19 protein-coding genes are annotated in these 20,860 nt (G+C 42.0%); 9 read left to right on the forward strand and 10 right to left on the reverse strand.

Translation table 11 applies throughout. The features are described from left to right. From UYC_RS35870 to UYC_RS0130930, 3 genes are all read right to left on the reverse strand, one after another. Positions 1–588 (reverse strand): efflux RND transporter permease subunit (locus tag UYC_RS35870; RefSeq protein ID WP_040432690.1); only part of this gene is annotated, 588 nt, incomplete at its 3' end. Positions 589–622: 34 nt separating this feature from the next. Further along, entirely contained in the window at positions 623–2,272 is a 1,650-nt protein-coding gene (locus UYC_RS0130925; protein ID WP_016878023.1) for an efflux RND transporter periplasmic adaptor subunit, read from the reverse strand. Positions 2,273–2,654: 382 nt separating this feature from the next. Beyond that, a complete protein-coding gene (locus UYC_RS0130930) occupies positions 2,655–3,389 on the reverse strand; it encodes a DUF305 domain-containing protein (protein WP_016878024.1) in 735 nt (244 codons plus the stop codon). Positions 3,390–3,987: 598 nt separating this feature from the next. Between UYC_RS0130930 and UYC_RS0130935 the strand changes: the two genes are divergently transcribed. Beyond that, positions 3,988–4,356 (forward strand): four-helix bundle copper-binding protein, encoded by a 369-nt coding sequence (locus UYC_RS0130935; protein ID WP_016878025.1) that lies wholly within the window; start codon positions 3,988–3,990, stop codon positions 4,354–4,356. A gap of 303 nt (positions 4,357–4,659) precedes the next feature. Here the strand turns inward: UYC_RS0130935 and dps are convergent, their stop codons facing one another. Beyond that, a complete protein-coding gene (gene dps / locus UYC_RS0130940) occupies positions 4,660–5,226 on the reverse strand; it encodes a DNA starvation/stationary phase protection protein Dps (RefSeq protein ID WP_016878026.1) in 567 nt (188 codons plus the stop codon). 344 nt (positions 5,227–5,570) lie between these two features. Here dps and UYC_RS0130945 point away from each other — a divergent pair, with 344 nt between their 5' ends. Beyond that, positions 5,571–5,861, forward strand: coding sequence for a DUF4278 domain-containing protein (locus UYC_RS0130945; RefSeq protein WP_016878027.1), 291 nt, complete (start codon positions 5,571–5,573; stop codon positions 5,859–5,861). Positions 5,862–6,073: 212 nt separating this feature from the next. Beyond that, positions 6,074–6,817: a DUF561 domain-containing protein gene (locus tag UYC_RS0130950; protein WP_016878028.1), complete on the forward strand. Its 744-nt coding sequence runs from the start codon at positions 6,074–6,076 to the stop codon at positions 6,815–6,817. Between the two features lie 104 nt (positions 6,818–6,921). Here the strand turns inward: UYC_RS0130950 and UYC_RS0130955 are convergent, their stop codons facing one another. Then, positions 6,922–8,046 (reverse strand): DegT/DnrJ/EryC1/StrS family aminotransferase, encoded by a 1,125-nt coding sequence (locus UYC_RS0130955; RefSeq protein ID WP_016878029.1) that lies wholly within the window; start codon positions 8,044–8,046, stop codon positions 6,922–6,924. Between the two features lie 532 nt (positions 8,047–8,578). Between UYC_RS0130955 and UYC_RS0130960 the strand changes: the two genes are divergently transcribed. Further along, the gene (locus UYC_RS0130960) at positions 8,579–9,355 is read left to right on the forward strand and encodes an ABC transporter permease (RefSeq protein ID WP_016878030.1); all 777 of its coding nucleotides are present in this window, start codon (positions 8,579–8,581) and stop codon (positions 9,353–9,355) included. A gap of 136 nt (positions 9,356–9,491) precedes the next feature. Beyond that, a complete protein-coding gene (locus UYC_RS0130965; RefSeq protein ID WP_016878031.1) occupies positions 9,492–11,351 on the forward strand; it encodes a methyl-accepting chemotaxis protein in 1,860 nt (619 codons plus the stop codon). A gap of 56 nt (positions 11,352–11,407) precedes the next feature. Here the strand turns inward: UYC_RS0130965 and UYC_RS0130970 are convergent, their stop codons facing one another. Both UYC_RS0130970 and UYC_RS35875 read right to left on the reverse strand, forming a co-directional pair. Continuing rightward, positions 11,408–13,273: a hypothetical protein gene (locus UYC_RS0130970; protein WP_016878032.1), complete on the reverse strand. Its 1,866-nt coding sequence runs from the start codon at positions 13,271–13,273 to the stop codon at positions 11,408–11,410. A gap of 532 nt (positions 13,274–13,805) precedes the next feature. Continuing rightward, complete coding sequence (locus tag UYC_RS35875; RefSeq protein WP_039752155.1) at positions 13,806–14,060, reverse strand: hypothetical protein; 255 nt, start codon at positions 14,058–14,060, stop codon at positions 13,806–13,808. Between the two features lie 31 nt (positions 14,061–14,091). Between UYC_RS35875 and UYC_RS38345 the strand changes: the two genes are divergently transcribed. Further along, entirely contained in the window at positions 14,092–14,235 is a 144-nt protein-coding gene (locus UYC_RS38345) for a hypothetical protein (protein ID WP_157171293.1), read from the forward strand. A 464-nt stretch (positions 14,236–14,699) separates the two neighbouring features. Further along, positions 14,700–15,041: a hypothetical protein gene (locus UYC_RS0130975; protein WP_016878033.1), complete on the forward strand. Its 342-nt coding sequence runs from the start codon at positions 14,700–14,702 to the stop codon at positions 15,039–15,041. 34 nt (positions 15,042–15,075) lie between these two features. Here UYC_RS0130975 and dapF read toward each other — a convergent pair whose 3' ends face one another. Then, positions 15,076–15,921: a diaminopimelate epimerase gene (dapF, locus tag UYC_RS0130980; protein WP_016878034.1), complete on the reverse strand. Its 846-nt coding sequence runs from the start codon at positions 15,919–15,921 to the stop codon at positions 15,076–15,078. Between the two features lie 92 nt (positions 15,922–16,013). On the opposite strand from dapF, the gene UYC_RS0130985 reads away from it, so the two are divergent. Next, entirely contained in the window at positions 16,014–16,235 is a 222-nt protein-coding gene (locus UYC_RS0130985; protein ID WP_026087695.1) for an Hfq-related RNA-binding protein, read from the forward strand. A 110-nt stretch (positions 16,236–16,345) separates the two neighbouring features. Here UYC_RS0130985 and UYC_RS0130990 read toward each other — a convergent pair whose 3' ends face one another. Next, positions 16,346–18,685 carry a monovalent cation:proton antiporter family protein gene (locus tag UYC_RS0130990; RefSeq protein WP_016878036.1) on the reverse strand — a complete coding sequence of 780 codons (2,340 nt, stop codon included), beginning with the start codon at positions 18,683–18,685 and terminating at the stop codon, positions 16,346–16,348. Positions 18,686–19,155: 470 nt separating this feature from the next. Continuing rightward, positions 19,156–19,428: a hypothetical protein gene (locus UYC_RS0130995; protein WP_016878037.1), complete on the reverse strand. Its 273-nt coding sequence runs from the start codon at positions 19,426–19,428 to the stop codon at positions 19,156–19,158. Between the two features lie 466 nt (positions 19,429–19,894). Here UYC_RS0130995 and UYC_RS0131000 point away from each other — a divergent pair, with 466 nt between their 5' ends. Further along, on the forward strand, positions 19,895–20,830 hold the full coding sequence (locus UYC_RS0131000) for a M23 family metallopeptidase (RefSeq protein ID WP_016878038.1): 936 nt from the start codon (positions 19,895–19,897) through the stop codon (positions 20,828–20,830). Positions 20,831–20,860 lie beyond the last annotated feature (30 nt).

Genomic DNA, 20,860 nt, shown 5'->3' on the forward strand with positions numbered 1-20,860 from the left:
CTTGAGCTTGGCTGGATCGACTAAAACCTGATACTGGCGAACATCACCACCATAGGCAATCACCTGAGAAACACCCGGTACAGCTAGCAGTCGGTTGGTAATATCTCGATCAACCAAACGCCGCACTTCCATCATTGGGGTTGTTTCGGTAGTGAAAGCATATTGCACAACCGTACCAATAGGAGAAGAAATCGGAGAAATTTGCGGATTTTCCACGCCTTCTGGCAGTTTTTGCAGCGCCTGTTGCAACCGTTCTGTTACTAATTGCCGCGCTTGATAAACATTAGTTCCCCATTTAAAAATCACCTTCACAACAGAAATACCAACAGCCGAGGAAGAACGCACCGTTTCTACTCCCGGCGTACCATTGACTGCGCTTTCTATTGGTAAAGTAATTAAAGACTCGACTTCTTCCGGAGCAAGCCCTGGAGCTTCGGTTTGAATTTCTACTTGGGGTGGGGCAAAATCAGGAAAGACATCTAGGGGCATCTGGGTAAGGTTATACACACCCAAGAAAGTAACAACAATAGCTCCTAGCACCACTATCCAGCGTTGGATAATCGACCACTTGAGAATAGCATTTAACATATTTAGTTCAATTTAAAAGACTGCCTATCCTTGTTTATCGGTGTCCATCTGTGGTCGAATTATTTGCAATGTGATGAGTTTCTGTATCACGAGCAGAAGTATCTAACTCCGACGAACTGCCTACTAGCACTAACTGCTGCGACTGATTGCGACGACTTGTGATGTAAACACCAGCCATGAAAGCAATGGTAGCGATCGCACTTCCTCCACCTACTCCTAGCAACCACAGCGGTACTGGTAAGCTAGATGTTTTAACTTCAGTCGCCTGTGCAGGAGTTTCTTTTGTTTGATCTGTTGTCTTAGCACCACCCCGCAATGATTGTGCATAAAGTTGGGGCGCACGCTGAGTAACAATCAAATCTCCCTCAAATAAACCAGTCTTTACCTCAATTAAGTCTCCGGAAGTTTGCCCTAAGCTGACTTCAATCGGCTGGTAAGCATTACCATTTTGCACGTAGACAGTTTTTTTACCATTCACATCAACTACAGCTGAACTCGGAATCACCAACTGAGCGCCTGATGCTTGATTTGTAAGAATTTCAAGCTCTGCAAACATTCCGGGTTTGAGTTGCCCACCTGTATTATTAATTTCTGCTTGTACTGGTACAACTCGCGTTTCTGCTTCTACTACTGCACCAATTCGGGAAATTCGTCCAGAAAAGGTACGCTCAGGCATACTAGCGACTTTTAGCCTAATTCTCTGACCAGTTTTTACTTGATCTAAATCTTTTTCATAAATATTAGCTGTGGCAAAAACTCGACTATCGTTCACGATTGTCATGAGCTTGCCACCTGCATCCTCAAAGGATTGACCGATTGTTACTTCTCTGTCAGCAACTTTACCGGAAATGGGAGATGTTACCGTCACCAGTCCTTTAGCATTAGCGCTATTTCCCAATTGTTGCAGGCGCGTTTCATAAATAGTATTACTGAGGCTTATACGTTTTTTTGCTACTTCTACTCCTGCTTGAGCGCGTTTGAGTTGATTTTCTGCCTCGATGACATCGCGGCGACTATTGGCTTTTGCTAGTTCGGCTTTTGCTTGGGCTAATTGAGTTTGCGATTCAAGGGCATTGCGACGAGGTAAAGCACCAGCATCGGTTAACTGCTTGTCTTTGTCGTACTTTTCTTGGGCAAATGAGACTTGGCTTTGGGCTTGAGCGATTTCTGCTGCGGCTATTTGTTGATAGCGATCGTAGTTTTGTTGAGCTAATCTTAAGTCTGCTTGTGCTTGTTGTAAGTCAGCTTGAGCTTGTGCTAGTTTTTCTTGTGATTCAACTCGCAGTGTCACTAAATCAGGACTAGTTAAAACAGCAAGGGGTTGACCTTTTTTTACTGATACACCAGGTTCTACCAATAACTCAACTACTTTCGCTCCAGAAATAGGAGTTGTTACTTCTACTTTTTGGCTAGGGAGAGTTTCAATTTGCCCGGTGGTTTTAATGCCAACTGCGAGGCGCTGACGTTTGACTGGCTCAGTTTTAATTCCCAACCGTTCCGCTGTTTGGGCATCAACTTGAATTGAGTTAGTAGTTTGAGTGGCTTGGTTTCCTTGATGAAATTCATCTCCATGCCCGGCGTGTGCCAGAACAATTGTGGGAGTCGCTAGTAAAAGCAGGCTTGCTACTGTACCAGAAACACAACTAATAAATGTGGGTGGTTGGGAACGCACAGAGTTAGACATCACGCTTCAAAATTCCTTGAGTACAAACGCCCACAGGCTGGAAGCCTGGGGCTACACAAACAAAGCCCACTTCCGTGGGCTGAAATCCTTACAGGCTGCGGAGGCAGCCTTGGTTTGTATAGCGACACCCTTCTAGGGTGTTGGATTTTGGCGAAGGTATTGGATTTAAAAAGGCTCTTCTACTAATGTTTCACTGAGAAATGAAATTAAGATGAAATTGAGTTGCGATCGCTCTCAAAATCACTCTAGAACTCAATAAACTTCACTTAAGCCTACAGGGCAGTTTCCCGTAGGGTAGCCTGAGGCTATCATAACCAAGCCTGCCTTTGCAGGCTTTGTCTGTGTAGCAACACCTTTTAAAGTGTCGGCTATGTACTTGGGTTTACTGGTTATACCAAGCTTTTCGCCATTGTTTCATTTGGTTAATTTCTGTATCTTGTGAACTGATAATATTTTGAGCCAATTGCTTAATTTCAGAACGCTGAGACTTTTGCAAGGTATCTTTAGCCATAGTCACAGCACCTTCATGGTGAGGAATCATTGCATTGATAAAGCGCAAGTCAAATTCTTGATCGGCAGCACCCAAGTTTGTACTCATCATCATGTCTTGCATTTGCTGTGATGACATCTCTACTGTCTTTCTTTGTTGGGTATCGTAAGCCATTGGTTTATCTCCTGCTTTGGGATACCAAGCTGTACGCCACTGTTTCATCTGAGTAATTTCTTGGTTCTGGGCTTTGATGATTTCGTCGGCTAGCTTTTTGATTTCAGGGCGTTTTGATTTTTGCTGTGCTTCCTGTGCCATTTCTACTGCTCCTTGATGATGGGGAATCATGGCATCAATAAAGCGCAAATCATAATTAACATCAGCTGAACCTAAATCCATTACCATGCTATGGTTCATATCGTGACCGTGATGCATACCGTCATGGTTCATCTGTTGCTTGCCGCTAGCATCAGTGGCAGTGGTAGTGGTATTTGGTATCTGGCTTTGGCTTTGGGGAGTATTTGTAGAACAGGCTGTTAACACGCCACCTGTTAGAGCGATCGCTACAGAAGCAAATGCAAAAAATCCAGTTTTCCAAGAAATAGTCATAGGCTTAACATCAATACTCATAACGTTCCTTCTCTATTCTGAAATCTCCAGTTAGCTGGAGTGTCAACTGTAATGTTCTGTCAGAATAACTGTCATGAAAAATGGTGTGGGGTGTAGGGAAAAACTTTTTTTCATACTTGGTGGTGAATTGTATTTATAGCGACTAGCTTGTTATTAGAGCTAAATAACTGCATTGAATGTATTGAATGTTTAGTATTTCATATCAAAATGAAATTCAAATGAAATCTTAGCTTTTAGTTTGTTAGAGAATATTCTCTTTTTAATTAATTTGAAAAAGTTCTGATTTATTTTTAATTTGGTGTAGGTATCTTTAATTAATTATTTATATAATTTTTATACGTGATTTAAACAACAAAAAAATAAATAAGTTAAGCTGCAAGATCCCCCACTTCTTTAAGAAGTGGGGGATCTGTGGTTTTAGTTAATGTGTTTTGACTTACTTATGCATACAAAAATGAAATTGGCATGAAATTCCGATTATTCAATCGGTAGAAATTTTATTACTCCATTAGTGAGAGGCAAACATACTTGTAACTTTTTAAGGTGATGCTAAAGGCAATTTTGCCTGTCAACCTAAGCAATTGGAGAAGTTGAGATTATGGCTATACAACAACTCACTTTGAACCAAGTTAATCAAGGAATGCAGGAGTGCATTCAAAACTGCTTAGACTGTCATAGCATCTGCATGAATACGGTGACATACTGCTTACAAAAAGGCGGCAATCACGCAGAACAATCTCATATCCGGTTACTACTAGACTGCGCTGAAATTTGTGAAACCAGCGCTAATTTTATGCTTCGCACTTCTGAGCTTCATGCACGTACCTGCGGCGTTTGTGCTGAAGTATGTGAACGTTGCGCTCAAGATTGCGATCGCATGGGTGATGATGCTCAAATGAAAGCTTGCGCTGATATGTGTCGCCGTTGTGCTGAATCTTGTCGCCAAATGGCAATGGCAAGGGCATAAGTAGCCGACAAAAGATGTGGCTATACAGACAAAGCCTGCCTTTATAGGCTTGATTATGATAGCCTCAGGCTACCCTACGGGAAGCCGCCCTTTAGCCTGAAGTGAACCTATAACGACAATAAAACGCCTGGAACTTCAGTTCCAGGCTTATACTTCAAGTCAGTTTGCACTGACTGAAAATCTTACCTAGTCAGTTTTCACTGACTTTAGCTTTTAGCCGTTTGAAATTTATTTCTTGGCGAACTACTTGTGTTCAACTGATGTAATATTATGCCCTGGAAATTACTTAAGTATTACCTTTATTTATCTCACACCTACTTTCTGTTGACTCTTAGCAGCTGTAGAACCATTTTCTGATTTGATTTCTGCTGGTTGCAAATGAGCTTCTAAGAACCACAGTCGCTTGTCGATAGTGCGAGAAACTTCGGTATATAAATCGGCAGTGTCTGCATCGCCTAATTCATCGGTTGTATCGATCGCTTCTCTGATGTGTTTAGCATAGGGTGCAAAGCGCTCTGCTAATGCGGTGACGTGTTCCATGCCCTCTAAAATCTCAGTCGGATATTCTGGCAGTATGGAGCTAGCAGCTGCCATGCGAGCGGTACCGCAAGCATAGCCACCCAAAGCTGTTACTCTTTCTGCAACCATATCGATATATTCTTCTAGTTCATCTGCCATTTCATCAAACATTTCATGCAGTTGATAGAAGTCGGCTCCTTTCACATTCCAGTGCGCCTGCTTTACCTGAGTTTTTAGATCCAGAGTAGCAGCCAAAGTTTGGTTGAGAAGTTCAACAATTTTGGTGCGTGCATCGGCAGGAAGATCAATGCGGCTTGGATAAAGACGTGATGACAGTTTATTTGTGCTCATGGTTGTCACTCTCTTTCATGGAATCGATAGAACAAGTCTACAAATAGAAGACCACTGCGCGAAACTCTCTGGCGGCAGATGGTATTTTTCTCTTGTCGCTATAAAATAAACGCATTCTAGAAAAGAATTTTAGTAGCAAGGGCGGGTTTAAATTGCTCGGTTTCGCTCAAGCTACAAATACTTAGAAGCAATCGCCTCCGTTGCACCATCGCCCTCAAGCGAAAATTTTCTTAATTCCGCTTTTTTATTGGCAAAGATTTCCGTAAAAGCTAATTATAAGCTTGTAGCTCAAGCTGGAGTCAAATTTGGCTTATAAGCGTGGATTTAAGAGGTTAATCAAAGTTATGAAACTTTACTATCGCGGCGCGAGCTACGAATACGATCCAACAAAATCTGGAAGCAATAAGGCAGAAAACGCATTTCAGCCAGTTCAGAACATGATTTACCGTGGGGTTGTTTATCGTGTCGATCCCAATCCCAAGCCGATGGAAATATCTGCAGTACGAGTAACTCAGAAATTAATGTATCGAGGAGCTACCTACTACGTAAATAAAAATTTTCACAGAGAAGTTACTGTAACTAGTCAACCAACTAGCACTTCACAAATCATTACACCTTCACTTTCTGAGACATAAAATCTTAACAACATTATTGTTGCCCTAGTGGTTTGCTAAACCAAGATTAAATTGTCATTCGTTTTTGCCAGTATGAACTTAAAATACGAGAAAATATGGATTTAGGTGTACGCGATCGCCCTTTGGGTAAATGGATAAAGTCGAGCTAAGAGGTAAAGGAGAACGGTAGAATAATCGTTATTTGCGATTTTCGTAGATTGGTCACAGAATCCATGACAATGCATCCTACTCTCCAATATGCATTTGCTAACCGCTGCGCCCTCAAAGTTATCAGCGGTTTGAATAACTTTGACACCAACAGCGTTGCTGCCACCGTCAAAGCCGCACACCACGGTGGTGCTACTTTTGTCGATATCGCTGCCGATCCAGCCCTCGTAAAATTAGCTAAAAGGTTGACAAATATTCCTATTTGTGTGTCGGCAGTCGAACCAGAAAAATTTGTTCAAGCTGTAGAGAATGGTGCAGAATTAATTGAAATCGGTAATTTCGATTCTTTTTATGCGCAAGGGCGGAGATTTGAAACTGAGGAAGTTTTAACACTGACTTATCAAACCCGCGCTTTGCTACCAGAAATTACCCTATCTGTCACTGTTCCCCATATCCTGACACTGGATCGACAGGTACAGTTAGCAGAAGAACTGGTGAAAGCTGGTGCAGATATCATTCAAACCGAAGGCGGTACTAGCAGCAACCCCACTCACCCTGGCAGTTTGGGCTTAATTGAAAAAGCTGCTCCCACGTTGGCAGCAGCTTATGAAATTTCCCGTGCAGTTTCAGTGCCAGTATTGTGTGCTTCTGGAATTTCTAATGTCACCGCACCATTGGCGATCGCTGCTGGTGCTGCTGGTGTTGGTGTTGGTTCTGCCATCAATCAACTCAATAGTGAAGTGGCAATGATTGCTGCTGTTCGCGGTTTGGTGGAAGCTCTAGCAACTCGTGTAGAGGTTAGGGGCTAGGGATAGGGGACAGGGAACAGGTGACAGGTGACAGGGAGCAAGAACGCGATTCACGATTCTCCGTATCCCCGTGTCCTTTTCCCAATCCCCAATCCCCAATCTCTCTAACTCAAGCAATCCTTAAGGCTATAAATCACCTGATCTTGCTCTTCAAGAGAAAGTTCGGGGAACATGGGCAAGGAAAGAACCTCTTGTGAGGCTTGTTCTGCTATTGGCAATTGTCCTGTTTGATATCCCAGGCTTGCATACACAGGCTGTAAATGCAAAGGACGAGGATAGTAAATCATTGTATTTACGCCTCGTTCTTGTAGTTGAGAGCGTAAGCTATCGCGCTTCTCGTTTAGGACGCGAATTGTATACTGGTTCCAAACTCCTTCACCTCCAGCTAATTCCTGGGGTGCAATGATACCGGGAACTTGATTGATAAACTGATGATAGCGGGATGCGATCGCTTGTCGTTGCCGATTCCAAATATCCAAATACCGTAGTTTTATTTGCAGAATAGCCGCTTGGATTGCATCCAAACGGCTGTTTATACCAATATCTTCATATATATAACGAGTTTTTTGACCATGCTCCTTGAGTATCCGTAACTTGGCAGCTATTTGTGGATCGTTAGTTGTTATTGCTCCACCATCGCCGCAACCACCAAGATTTTTGGTAGGGTAGAAGCTAAAACAACCGATATGTCCGATACTGCCTAACTTTTGCCCATTCCAACTTGCCCCTGTTGATTGGGCGCAATCTTCAATTACGACAAGATTGTGAGCTTCAGCTATACTCATCAATGCAGTCATATCCACAGGTTGTCCGAACAAATGAACTGGGATAATTGCCTTGGTGTTAGGTGTAATTGCTGCGGCTACTTGTTGTAAATCAAAATTAAATGTAGTGGCATTAATATCAACAAATACAGGTTTTGCACCTACTGCACTGATGACTTCGGATGTGGCGATAAAAGTGAAAGGCGTTGTAATAACTTCATCACCCTTGCCAATGTTAAAAGCTCTGAGAGCTAAATATAGTGCGTCAGTACCAGAATTACAGGCAACACATTCACTTACACCTGTATAAGCAGCAAACTTTTGTTCAAAGCCCTCTACTATTGAACCACCAATATAACGACCCGAAGCTAGAACCTCCAATACAGCTGCACTCACTTCTGCTTCAATAGTGGTGTATTGCTGTTTAATATCAAATGCAGGGATGGAAATTTCACTTTTAATCATGAGTTCGTGATTTTATGTCAGAAATAGAAGCCTATGCAGGATATTTGCTGATAAATTGCGAATCAAATAGCTACTGCTAAATGTTCTAATAGACTACACCAAGAGTTTTTACTGCTGCTACTAATAGAGTGGCAGAATTTACACCATCACACATCTGTCTTGAAAATAGGGGACAGGGGACAGGGGATAGGTAACAAGTGACAGGGTATAGGGAAAGAGATTTTCATTTTTGGTGATGAAAAATTTTTCACTGATTTGTCATAAATTCTTTAGAAGCTCAGTTAAATTTTGCATTCTGAATCTTAGTATGCTATTGCTAACTGGGTAAAAGACAATATCAACAAAAGATCCAATTCCTGTAATTAAAGTTCCTAGTATACTGGCAATTTCTGCAAAAAATGGTTAGTAGGGGAACCCCCAAGGGCGCGTTGCCTCACCACCGCACTGGCTCCGCAAAGCGCTGCCTCCCGTACAGTAGTTAGTAGTTAGTCAAAAATTACTACCAAATAACAACTAACCAAGCAAAAAATTTATGCAGGAACTAATTAAACTGGATTTTGTTGATTTGGCTAGTGCTACCGCATTAATAGTTATAGCCATTGGTTTATCGGCTTGGGAAAGAATCGGGCTAGAACTTAACTTAGTTTTAGCTGCTGGAAGAACCATCCTACAACTAGCGGTACTGGGATACGTTTTAGATTTCATCTTTGCTTTTGACAACGCTTGGATTATTTTGGCGTTTTTAGGGATACTGGTGACGATTACAGCTATCGTCGCACGAAATCGCATCACTCAAAAAATACCGCAAGTTTTGCCTTTAGTGTGGGGTTCAATTTTAGTCAGTACCGTTGTAACGGTGCTTTATACCAATCTTGCGATTATTCAACCAAATAGATGGTACGAACCACAATATTTGATCCCCCTAGCTGGAATAGTCTTGGGTAATGCGATGAATGCAGCAGCGATCGCCGGAGAAAGATTTGTCAGCACCATGAATAATAGCCAGGTAGAAATAGAAACCCATTTGAGTTTGGGGGCAACTCCAGAGCTTGCAGTGGCACGGTATCGCAAAGAAGCTATTCGCGCTGGCTTAATTCCCACGCTCAATCAAATGGCGATCGTTGGCATGGTTACTATACCGGGGTTTGTCGCCGGGCAATTGCTGAGTGGGGTAAGTGCGCTTGATGCCGTATCCTACCAAATTTTGTTTATGTTTGCGATCGCTTTTGCCAACTTGCTGACAATCATTTTATTAACTAAGGGACTGAGCCGTTTATTTTTTAATTCCGCCGCTCAGTTAATTAGATAGGGAGATGCGGAAGCTGGGTTACTCCTCAACACGCGATTTGTTCCAGTTTGTCAGTAATACAAGCAAGCGATCGCAAACCGAACTGGCAAAATCTACGTGAAATTGCGTAACTTTTTGCTCTGTAAGCTGTAGAATTATGTGTTTTTTGGGAATTCTAAATATCAAGCAATATGTAAAATTGCCTATCAAACAGCTTACAGGATTCATAAATCATATGTTTAAGAACCTAAGTTTTCAGTGGCGAATGATTAGCGCTTTTTTATTTATGGGTTTACTGCTATTAATTGTTGCAGTGGTGGGATGGAGTGGTACTTCTCGCTTATCGAATCATATTAATACCCTATCAATAATTAATCTGCCAAGTGTAGATGGTTTATGGAAAGTTAATGAGGGAGAAACTCAAGTTCAATCAGCGGAACGATTGCTGATGAATCCAACAATTACTCTACAGCAAAGACAAGAAGAATTAAGTCGCATCAAAGCGGCTTGGGAGCAAATTGAGGAAGGGTTTCGGCAATATGAGGCGACTCCTGTAAATAACAAACAAGAGGAGGAAATCTATAAGAAATTTCGTCTGACGTGGGATGCCTGGAAGCAAGCTCACCAGTACTTGAGGCAGTTGCAAGAAAAATATACTAGTGTCGGCATCTTTCATCCTTGGAAATATCAAATTGAATTAATGCAACAGGAAAAAGAAAATTCCTCTGAGATGGCAAGGGTGAAAACAGCCTTGGCAATCTACGCTGAGATGAGTGAATACATGAGAAACGAAGAAATTCCCCTCTATAAAAAAGCTGAAGATTCACTTCTGACTGTTCTGCAAGAAAACCAGGAATTTGCAGCCGACATCACAAAAGCAGCAAACAAAGATGTATCTCAAAGCACCTTCTGGGTTGCGATCGGGATGCTGATTGGCCCATTGACAGCGATCGCATTAGGTATTATGTTTTCCCGCCAAATTGCCAATCAGATCATCTGTGTAGTTAAAGTTGCCGAACAAATTTCGATGGGTAACTTAACGGCTCAAGTTAATGGTGACTCCAGTGGCAAGGATGAGATTAGCCGTCTGTTCAATGCTTGCAAAACCATGATCAAAAATCTGAACGCCCTGATCCGCCAAGTACAAAAATCCGGCGCTCAGATCATTACCTCAACCATGCAAATAGCCACATCGGGCAAACAATTAGAAGCTACCATCACAGAGCAAGTAGCTTCAACAAAGGAAGTTGCTGCTGCTGCTAGAGAAATATCCACTACTTCTAAAGAATTAGTGAAAACAATGGAGGAGGTAGCAGTGATGTCACAAGCTACAACCACAGCAGCCACAAAGAGTCAAAAAGATTTATTGCAGATGGAAATGACGATACGCCAATTGACAGAAGCCACCAACTCGATTGCTGCCAGACTTGGGGTAATCAGTGAAAAGGCAAACAACATTAATAATATCGTCATCACTATTACTAAAGTGGCAGACCAAACCAATTTACTGTCGTTAAATGCCGCCATTGAAGCCGAAAAAGCCGGAGAGTATGGTTTGGGCTTTGCTGTAGTTGCCAGAGAAATCCGCCGACTGGCAGATCAAACCGCCGTCGCCACCCTGGATATTGAGCAAATGGTGAAGCAGATGCAGTCTTCGGTGTCTACTGGTGTGATGGAGATGGATAAATTTGCTAAAGAAGTGGGGCGAACAGTAGAAGATGTTGCCCGTATCAGTTCTCAAACCACACAAATAATTGAGCAAGTACAACATCTAACACCACGATTTGAAGAAGTCAATCAAGGTATGGAAATCCAGTCTCAGGGAGCGCTGCAAATTAGTGAAGCAATGACACAGTTGAGTAGTACTTCGGTACAAACAGCGGATTCCTTGCGGGAAATTAATCATGCGATCGCCCAACTTAATCAAGTTGCCCAAGGGCTGCACCAAGAGATTTCCCGCTTCCAGGTGAATGGAGATGATTTTTCTTCCGTACCTCTGATTCCTCAACTTTCCTAAGCAAGCAGGAAAAGCCGAAGATAGGGGAAAACGGGAAAAAAACTCCACTTCTGTACTTAACCTCCTGGCATATGGCTGTGAATTTGATTGCCTTGGGCATCAAAGACAATCACTGCCAATTTTGCGTTATCACCAATTACTTCTAGAGCTTGCTGTAAACTTTGTAAGTGGCTTGTAACAGTGGCAACACTATTTTGATCCCTTTGATTCAAGCTGATATTCAGTGCTTGTTCATATTCTGGAGTAATGCGGACAAGGATTTCTCGCTCTGTGACGGTAAAGGAACAGACTCGAATGGCACCGCCACAGGTTTTTTCTAAGTCGGCGCGAATTTGCTGGAAAAAGTTGGCAGCTTCGAGTTTTTCTTCTGCCTGGCTAAGGGAGTTTGAATAAGGTTCGATTAAACTTTGAGCTTGATTGTAGTACAAACTATCTTGATTGATTTGCTTGACGATAGCTAAAGCCTGCTTCCACTGAGATACTGCTACCTGCCATTGATTTTGTTTCTCGCTTTGTTTAGCGATTTTGGCAGCGTTCACGGCTTGCTGATAACTTTTGGCTGTTAGTAGTTGTTTAGTAGCGCGATCGCGTACAGTTGCTAGTTTGGGTTTATATTCTGCTAACAGTTTTTGTGCTTCTGGATATATGGAGCTAGATTGAGGAATGGAAGTTAAAGTATTAACTGCCATTTGCCAGTGAGATTGAACTTTTTGCAACTCTAGTAGCGATTTAGCTGTGGCTTCCCGTTGTGTTGTTGCGTAAGCTGTATCTTTTGCAGTTGCTAATTGTTTGAGCCACTTTTCTTCTACTAGCAATTGCTGATTCAGCGCTTGCAGTTTGGTGCGATAAACGGCTAATTTTGGCTGTACCAAGCTATATAATTCATGATTGGCATTAATAGCCTCTAATGGAGCGATCGCCTGTCGCCATTGCTTGCCTCGCGCTTTTAATTCTTCTATAGTTTTAGCTGGAGTTTGACTTTTTTGTATGGCCGATGAACCAGTCTGAAAAGCATTGACAACTTGAGCAATCATTTGTGAGTTTCCAGACAAATTTGCTGCCAGTGTTTCTGCTTCTTGATGACGTGGCGACCAACTAGGAATAACTTCTAATTCTACACTTGCTGTCAAAAGTTGTTGCTGGATATTTGTCAATTCTTGCTCAGATTTAACGCTGCGGATTAATTGGCGAAATGAGTTTTGTAAATTTTTTGCTGTTTGTATTTCTTTACACTCAGAGATTACACAAGGGCGAGTCAACAAGTAAGCTCCCCCACCTAAAGCTGCCATTGCGATCGCAGATACACCTAACACAATAGTCTGGACTTGTCTTTTTTGTTTGAGCTTTGTATATGAGGAAACATCAGACGCGCCTGCCATTGGATCAAATAGCTCTTCCTGCTGTTCATTAACAGGAATATCTGTAGGAATATCTGTGATTGGAGGAAATTGCAGCTGTATTGGCTCGCGATCGGGATTACTAGAGGGTAACCACGGTTGATCCAGCTGGGAGTGGGCAGTGGAAATTGCCGGAGAAATGTCCATCTCCTCTTGTTCGTGCAATATTTTTATTTCTTCTACTTGCTCAACTTTAGACTCTTCCCCCACTGACTGTACTTCAGGATTGCTCCATATTAAGGAACGTTTTGTGTAAGGCAATTTTACGCCAGCTATTCTCAAAAAGAGTTCCACCTGCTGCTCCCGTTGGGTTGGTAGCGAATATAGCGCTTCCTCAAGCACCGCGAAAATGATTTCAGTATCAGCTGCTACAGCTTCTGGATGTTGAACTAAGATTAGGATCTGATCGTTTTTCACCGCACACTTCACTTGGAAAAATTCACCAGAAGGAATTTCTGCCCGCAGTTGTTCTTGCAAAATTTGCGCTATAAATTGTAAATCTTCTTGTAGGACTGCCACTGTCATAAAACTATCCTGCTAATTTATATAGTTTGAATTTCTTTAAGTGTGTTAGATTCACATCTCGCACCAGTTGCTTGATTGCTATTTTTGTAGGTGGGCACTACCTAACTTTCCTCAAACCCTTATTTTTACGTTGTGGACAGTGCTCCGAAGTTCTGAGCCTCCTTGTGGAGGAGCAACGCTTACGGAGGAAACCTCCGGCATCTTGTGACTTCTCTCCACCTTACTGTTATTGAGAGTGGTGCAAGTTATCAGTTAGAGCAACTATTTTTATTTTTTGAATGTCAATACACAATTTCGCCAACCATCGCCTTACAATTCAAATGACCAAATTTTTAACACACTTTTTGAGATTTCATCAAAAGCCAAAATAGAAGTAAAAATATTTTTGCGAAGATTATTAAAAGATGACTAATTATTATAAGCCCACAGGCTAAAGTCTGAGGCTATACAAACAAAGCCTGCCTTTGCAGGCTTTGTCCGTGTAGCGACACCCTTATGGGTGTTGGGTACCTAAACCGTATTGTTTGAGGAGTCAAAAAGATGCCAGAAAATTACACAAATATAAATCTTGTGGTGTGGACATCTTGTCCGCACCGGAAGGGCTAGAAGCCCATTTTACAAGAAAGCTATTATGGTGAAACCATATTGCCATATAAACACAACCTGTTATACCAATTTGAAAAAAGAATGCGACAAATAGACATTGTAGAGACGTGCCGTGGCACGTCTCTACATCAGGATGTGTTGCAAACATTTTTTGAATCGGTATTAATGCATCCGCTTGCATTATTAATGTATCGACTCACATTATTAATGTATTGGCTCGCATTATTAATGCATCGGCTCGCATTATTAATGCATCAACTCGCATTATTAATGCATCGGCTCGCATTGTTAATGTATCGGCTCACATTGTGAATGCATCGGCTCGCATTGTGAATGCATCGGCTTACAAAAATTAAGGTGTTCCATATTTGCAGGATCAGAACTTAGAGGCACAGGAAACACAGACAAGTAAGAGTTAGAGAAGTATTTTGCCTAAGTCCTGAGGATAAATCTTTTTTCATGCCGAGTGCAGCAAAGCAGAACGTAAACGCAACAGATCGCATCTCACCTTGAATCAGGTAAACACGGCTACTCATATAGATTATTATCTTGCCTATCTATATTTAAATTTCATAGCTAAAAGTAATTTTTTACACGGTAAATCCACTGAGATAAAAGACTATTCGCAATTTTTGTAAGCTAATAAAAATATGACTCAGTATTTACACGTAAAAAAGCCCTTTTAAAAGCTTTTTAGCCCTTAACAATGTTTTAAATTTGACTTAAATTACCAATACTAATATATTCATTGTTAGGAAGAAACGATAAAGTTTTTTCTTTTTTCGTAAAAAATCTAGTTAATAAGCGGTCTATAACCGCCATGAATATTTTTCTAGTTAAATTTAAAACACTGAACGTGGGATTACTGACAAATGTGCTGATTAAACAACGCTGTACTGTTGATGTTGTCATCAATAGGGAAGAGTTTGAGAATTTAGCAGAATTTTTTGCCTACAACTTAAGATTTCTGAATCTATCGTTATTCTCGGACTTACAGAAGTTGCTGGTTCTCATCCGTGCTGTTTTGGGCTGGGATAGCGCTGGTTTATTATCCCACTGCATAGAAGCATATAAAATTGGCGATCGCACTCAACAAGCACAGATATTTTTAGAGTGTGAGAGAGGTAGTGGAAGAATAGGAACTGCTGTCAGTGGTGGTTAACAGGAGTAACCAACCACTAATTAACTACATCACCCTATATTTCATATCTTCCCTGAAAAACTTGCGTGGCAGGCCCGGTCATGTAAATATGTTGGTCGATTTCTGACCATTCAATTTGCAGACAGCCTCCAGGGAGTTCTACTGTTGCAGTGCGATCGCATCTGTCTGTTAACACTCCAGCAACTAATGACGCACATGCACCAGTACCGCAAGCGAGAGTAATTCCAGCACCGCGCTCCCAGACTCGCATTTTCAAGTAGTCTCGGCGTACTACTTGAATAAACTCAGTATTTGTGCGCTGAGGAAAAACAGGGTGATGTTCAAATTGGGAACCAATAGTGTCCAGAGGAATCGCTGCTACATCTTCCACAAAAGTAATACAGTGGGGATTACCCATACTCACGCAAGTAACTTCCCAAGTTTTCCCTGCTACCTCTAGTGGCTGATTAATTACTTTTTCACTTGCGGCACACAAAGTTGTCGGAATTTCACTAGCAAGTAGCTTAGGTATACCCATATCTACTTTGACTTGCTCGTCGCTGATGAGTTGGGGAACGATCGCACCAGCGAGAGTATGAATACGATATTGATCACTTTGCCGTGAATTCCCCTCTAAGTCAGCCAAAAAAGCAGCTAGGCAGCGAATGCCATTGCCACACATCTCTGGTTCCGAACCATCAGAGTTAAAAATCCGCATCGTGTAGTCAGTGCCATTTTCCCCAGGTAAGGCAAAAATAACACCATCAGCGCCGATACCAAAGTGGCGATCGCACAATTTCTGTGCTTGCTCTGGAGTCAGTAAGGGAGTGGATGACGAGCGATTGTCAATCAAGATGAAATCATTACCCAAACCGTGATACTTAGTAAATTCGATTGCCATTTCCAAAATTGATGGATTATATTTGTGTTTTCTTCTAGTCCCATTAGTCATGCGTCAGTGGCTAATGACTTCATGAGTAATTACTAATGACTATGATTACGGAATTTGACACCTCACTGCCCAGTAATAGGCAATTACAACATCTGATTAAACAAGCATTACCTACTGACATCAAACTCTTAACTAACGAGACGTTAACAGGAAAAGTGATTTGGCAAGATCACCATAGCATCTGCCTTGTTGATGAACACAGCCAGCAGACTCTGATTTGGAAGCAAGCGATCGCTTACATAAAAATTACAAATAATCAATAACTAGCCCTTGCTGAGGTGCGTACACCAAGGCAGGGAACAGGTTACAGGGAACAGAACAATTAATTACCTTACTTCCCTTCTGCCTCCTGCCTCCTGCCTTCTTAAAATTACTAATCCCACACACTATCTGTAGGTAAATAATCTTTCAGAGCATCCGCTTCAGAAGCTTTGACTACTGGGATAGAGAGTGGTTGTTCGGTTTTTGGTGCAAGCAGCTGTTCTAGTTGATTAAGACTTGGCAAGCTACCGCACAATAGTAATTGATCGCGGACTTGCAAGCTGATTTTGCTATCTGGAAAGCGGATAAACTTGCCATCTCGGCGGATCGCCTGCACCTGTACACCCAGTTGTTGGAAGACATCCAAATCTGCTAGGTGTTTACCAAGCACAGGACAATCAGCATTGAGTGTCACCCACTGACAAGCGCTGTTGTCTGTGGGAACGGCTGCTCTACCCAAGGCAAATTCATTTAAAGCAGCCAGTTCCTCGTCAGAACCCACCACTAACAGGCGATCGCCTTTTTCTAACTTAGTACCAGTACTCGGATAATCGATTTCTTCGCCATTAGTGCGGCGAATAGCCATCAAGCTCACTCCCGTTAAATATCGCATATCCGCTTCTTCTAAACTCATGCCAATTAAGGGTGAACCATCTGGCAAAGGATACCAACGGCTGTTCAAATCTTGAGTAGCTTGGCGCAGGTGGCGAGAAACTTGAGAGGCTGACTGTTCTGGTTGCAAATCGAGATAATGGCGATTGCGGATTTGTTGCATTTCTCGTTGCACTACAGTATTTGAAAATCCGACAACAGTTAAAATGTATGTTGCCATTTCCAAACTGGCTTCAAACTCTGGCTGTACGACTTCCCGCGCCCCTAATTGGTAAAGTACTTCAATATTTTTATCGTTAATGGCACGAACAACTATATCTAGTTCGGGAGATAATTCTAAGGCACGTTTGAGGCTAAGACGAATACTCATTGGATCGGGAAGTGCGATCGCCATTCCTTTAGCTTGATTGACACCAGCAGTTTCTAGAACGTGAAAACTCACACAATTCCCGTAAACATAAGGTACACCAGCTTCGCGCAACTGCTGAATTCTGCTTTCAGATTGGTCTATCACCACCACAGGTAGGTTATGCTGCTGTAACAACTTGACTAAGTTTTTGCCTACTCGCCCATAGCCGCAAACTACCACATGATCTTTAATCGGTAGTTCGTCGGCAACTTCTAGTGGCTTACCTTCCCCACTTAAATAAGGCTTCAGCCAAGGCATTGATTCAGCCCAATCAAATACAATCGGCACCAACCGCAGCACAAAGGGGGTAAGTACCAATGTTACTGCTGTGGTTCCTAAAATCATTAAATATATTTGTCGAGAAACTAGCCCCAGTGCTTGCCCCTCACTGGCAAGTACAAAGGAAAATTCCCCGATTTGAGCCAGCCCAAACCCAGCAATTAACGCAGTTTTCAGAGGATAGCGGAATAACTTTACTAATGGCGTAATAATCAAAAATTTACCAATAAATACCAGCGCTACTAGCCCCAGAATCAATTCCAGATGATTCCACAAAAACAGCGGATCGATTAACATCCCGATCGAGGCAAAAAATAAACTGGCAAAGATGTCTCGCAGAGGTTCCACGTAAGTTAGAGTTTGATCGGCATACTCTACTTCCGAAATCATCAAACCCGCAACAAACGCCCCCATTTCAATCGACAGCCCTAAATACTCCGTCAGGAGGGCAATCCCCAAACACAGTGCCACTACTCCCAATAAAAACAACTCTCGGCTTTCCGTGCGGGCTAGCAATCGCAACAAAGGCGGAATCAGCCACTTACCAGCGATCACTGCACCCGCAGCAAATAAACCAATTCGGGCTAAGGCGGTTAGAACTGCAATGCCAATTGCTTCTCCTGGTTGATGCAGAGCCGGCAAGACAGCGAGCATCAGTCCCAAGGCTAAATCCTGCACCACTAAAATACCTAACATTACTTGTCCGTGCGGCGTTTCCGTTTCATTGCGCTCCATCAAACACTTGAGCACAACCGCCGTCGAAGACAAAGACAAAATCGCCCCCAAAAACACGCCCTTAGCTGGTAAGGCTCCCCAAGCTCCCGTTACTCCACACACCAAAACAGTAACCAGAATTGTCAGGGTAATTTGTAAACCACCCCCACCAAGAGCGATCGCCTGGACTTTTTTAAGTTCCGCAAAGGAGAACTCTACCCCCAAAGCAAATAATAGAAAGGCAACGCCGAACTGTGCCAGAGTCTCTACTTGAATTAATTCTTTAATTAGTCCCAAACCGGCAGGGCCAATCACCATACCACCGATCAGATACCCAAGTAAAACAGGTTGTCGTAACAGTGCCGCTAGCAATCCTCCACAGGCTGCCACGGCGAGAACTGACACTAAATCGACTATTAGCCTAAAATCTTCTTGCACAAGTTTTTCAAAGAAATATTAAGACCTATTAACTTCAGCATACAGTTGATTGTAACAACGTATTTTTGAGAGTTATAGCCCCTATTTTCATCAAATTACTCGCCAAGTGATAATTTGCTTGGTTTAAAAGTATGAATTTATACTTTGTATAAAGAAAATTTTAGTATATTCAAAAACGCCCACAGGCTGGAAGCCTGGGGCTAAACAAACAAAGCCCCTTCGGGTACTCTACGAGAAGCCGCCTTTCAGGCGTCTACGCAGTCGCCTGCGCTCGTGTTACCTTCCCAAGAGCGCTGTCTCACCACCTGCATGGGCTAATCTTATAGCGACACCTTTCTGGGGTGTTGGATTTTGGCGAAGGTATTGATATTAATACTATTTTGTCATTGATGTTTAATACCAAATTGCCATTGTTAGTCTTTTTTAAATCTGTAGAGACATACCAGGCACGTCTCTACAAAAATCTACACTTAAAGAGAATCGTAAAGCTTGCGTACATTAGGAGTTGCTTGCTCGATCAGACGTTGATACAACTGGATGGCTTCGCGATCGCTCTCGCTCGATGAAGCTAGTTGACAAGCTCTAGTTAATGCAGCTTCCAAAGTTGCAGCCCATATGGCCATATTTTCTAGTGTTGCCAAAACATCATCTGTACTCAAGCTTCCTGAGGTACTCTTAATTCGTGTCATCCATGCTTTCAAATTACTGAGGTTGTTTTCAAATGAACTTTGGGATTCTGGCATTTAGACTGTACCTATCTGTAACTCATTAAGAATTTATGTAATATGCTTGCAAGTTGATTGCTAAAGCCACGCTGCGGCTCAACCAAATATCGCATCGCATACTAATATATATTAAGCAGTAGATTTCTCTGTAAAAAGCTGGTAAATAGTATAAAAAATATTAGACGACTTACAATAACACACATATTGCTTTTTGCATATAACAATCTAATTACTTCCTTGACAAACCGAGCATCCCAAATCACAAACAATAGTGACCTTTAGAATTTGGATAATGCAACTGAGATATAAAAACAAATTAGTACCATTAAACAAAAATAAAATAGTTTTTTAATTATTGACAAACATATATAAAGCTTTGCAAAAAATTAATTTTTGAATCATTATAGTGCAGTTGGGGGAACTAATATACGATGCTTTAGTCTGTTTTTGAGCAGTAAAGTTTTGATTTGTTTAAGCTTCTTCTATGATTACCGAAAATCGTGCTAGTAATTCTGGCAAGAATTTACTATATTCAGTTGTACCAAATGTGAAAAGCAAACTTCTTGCCAAAATTGTCGTAGGTGGAATGTTTGCTGCTTTCCCCATTGCTTTAGCATTACCTGCAGATGCTTTACAGGTAAAGATAAATCCCTCTAATCCTAAGTTGGGAGATACGCTGTCGGTTTTTATTAATGTGGATAATTCGGGATCAGGTGCTAATCCCAAAGTTACAACTGGAAATAAATCTTATCCAGCCTTTGAGATTGCTCCTAATCAGTACAGGGCTTTTATCCCCACAACACCTTTAGAAAAACCTGGAACCAGAACAATTCGAGTTTCAGGAGATGGTAAGGTACGGAACTTGGCGGTACTAGTACAGAATCGCAAATTTCCTGTACAACGCATCACTTTACCTCCAGGTAAAGCAGGAGTAAAGGCTACAGAGTACGAACTCAAGCGCGTAGCCGAATTTAAAGCTTTACAAACACCAAAAAAGTATTGGAATGGGATGTTTGGCAAGCCAAATGCAGGTAGAATTACGACAATTTATGGTGTACGTCGCTACTATAATGGTAAATTTGCAAATGATTACTACCATCGTGGCATTGACTACGCTGGTGCAGCAGGTTCACCTGTTGTTGCCCCAGCGGCTGGGCGAGTTGCTTTGGTAGGAACGGTATCCCAGGGTTTCCGGGTTCATGGTAACGTTGTTGGCATCGACCACGGTCAAGGAGTGACAAGTATTTTTATGCACTTGAGTCGCATTAATGTCAAAGAAGGCGATTTTGTTCAACCCGGTAAATTAATTGGCACTGTGGGTTCCACAGGTGCTTCTACAGGTCCCCATTTGCACTGGGGATTATATGTCAACGGCCAATCCGTCGATCCTGTACCCTGGCGATATCAAGAATTTAAGTAGTAAATTTTTGTTTATATTCTGCTCGTAATT

Origin of the sequence: Chlorogloeopsis fritschii PCC 6912 (assembly GCF_000317285.1) — a bacterium.
Lineage (GTDB): Bacteria > Cyanobacteriota > Cyanobacteriia > Cyanobacteriales > Nostocaceae > Chlorogloeopsis > Chlorogloeopsis fritschii.

Excerpts from the sequence above, each read along its gene's own strand:
- UYC_RS0130970 (WP_016878032.1), bottom strand. The coding sequence starts at position 13,273 with ATGACAGTGGCAGTCCTACAAGAAGATTTACAATTTATAGCGCAAATT.
- UYC_RS0130930 (WP_016878024.1), bottom strand. The coding sequence starts at position 3,389 with ATGAGTATTGATGTTAAGCCTATGACTATTTCTTGGAAAACTGGATTT.
- UYC_RS0130955 (WP_016878029.1), bottom strand. The coding sequence starts at position 8,046 with ATGATTAAAAGTGAAATTTCCATCCCTGCATTTGATATTAAACAGCAA.
- UYC_RS0131000 (WP_016878038.1), top strand. The coding sequence starts at position 19,895 with ATGATTACCGAAAATCGTGCTAGTAATTCTGGCAAGAATTTACTATAT.
- UYC_RS0130975 (WP_016878033.1), top strand. The coding sequence starts at position 14,700 with ATGAATATTTTTCTAGTTAAATTTAAAACACTGAACGTGGGATTACTG.
- UYC_RS0130995 (WP_016878037.1), bottom strand. The coding sequence starts at position 19,428 with ATGCCAGAATCCCAAAGTTCATTTGAAAACAACCTCAGTAATTTGAAA.
- UYC_RS0130950 (WP_016878028.1), top strand. The coding sequence starts at position 6,074 with ATGACAATGCATCCTACTCTCCAATATGCATTTGCTAACCGCTGCGCC.
- UYC_RS0130965 (WP_016878031.1), top strand. The coding sequence starts at position 9,492 with ATGTGTTTTTTGGGAATTCTAAATATCAAGCAATATGTAAAATTGCCT.
- UYC_RS0130960 (WP_016878030.1), top strand. The coding sequence starts at position 8,579 with ATGCAGGAACTAATTAAACTGGATTTTGTTGATTTGGCTAGTGCTACC.
- UYC_RS35875 (WP_039752155.1), bottom strand. The coding sequence starts at position 14,060 with ATGCAAGCGGATGCATTAATACCGATTCAAAAAATGTTTGCAACACAT.
- UYC_RS0130935 (WP_016878025.1), top strand. The coding sequence starts at position 3,988 with ATGGCTATACAACAACTCACTTTGAACCAAGTTAATCAAGGAATGCAG.
- UYC_RS0130945 (WP_016878027.1), top strand. The coding sequence starts at position 5,571 with ATGAAACTTTACTATCGCGGCGCGAGCTACGAATACGATCCAACAAAA.
- UYC_RS0130985 (WP_026087695.1), top strand. The coding sequence starts at position 16,014 with ATGATTACGGAATTTGACACCTCACTGCCCAGTAATAGGCAATTACAA.
- dapF (WP_016878034.1), bottom strand. The coding sequence starts at position 15,921 with ATGGCAATCGAATTTACTAAGTATCACGGTTTGGGTAATGATTTCATC.
- UYC_RS0130925 (WP_016878023.1), bottom strand. The coding sequence starts at position 2,272 with ATGTCTAACTCTGTGCGTTCCCAACCACCCACATTTATTAGTTGTGTT.
- dps (WP_016878026.1), bottom strand. The coding sequence starts at position 5,226 with ATGAGCACAAATAAACTGTCATCACGTCTTTATCCAAGCCGCATTGAT.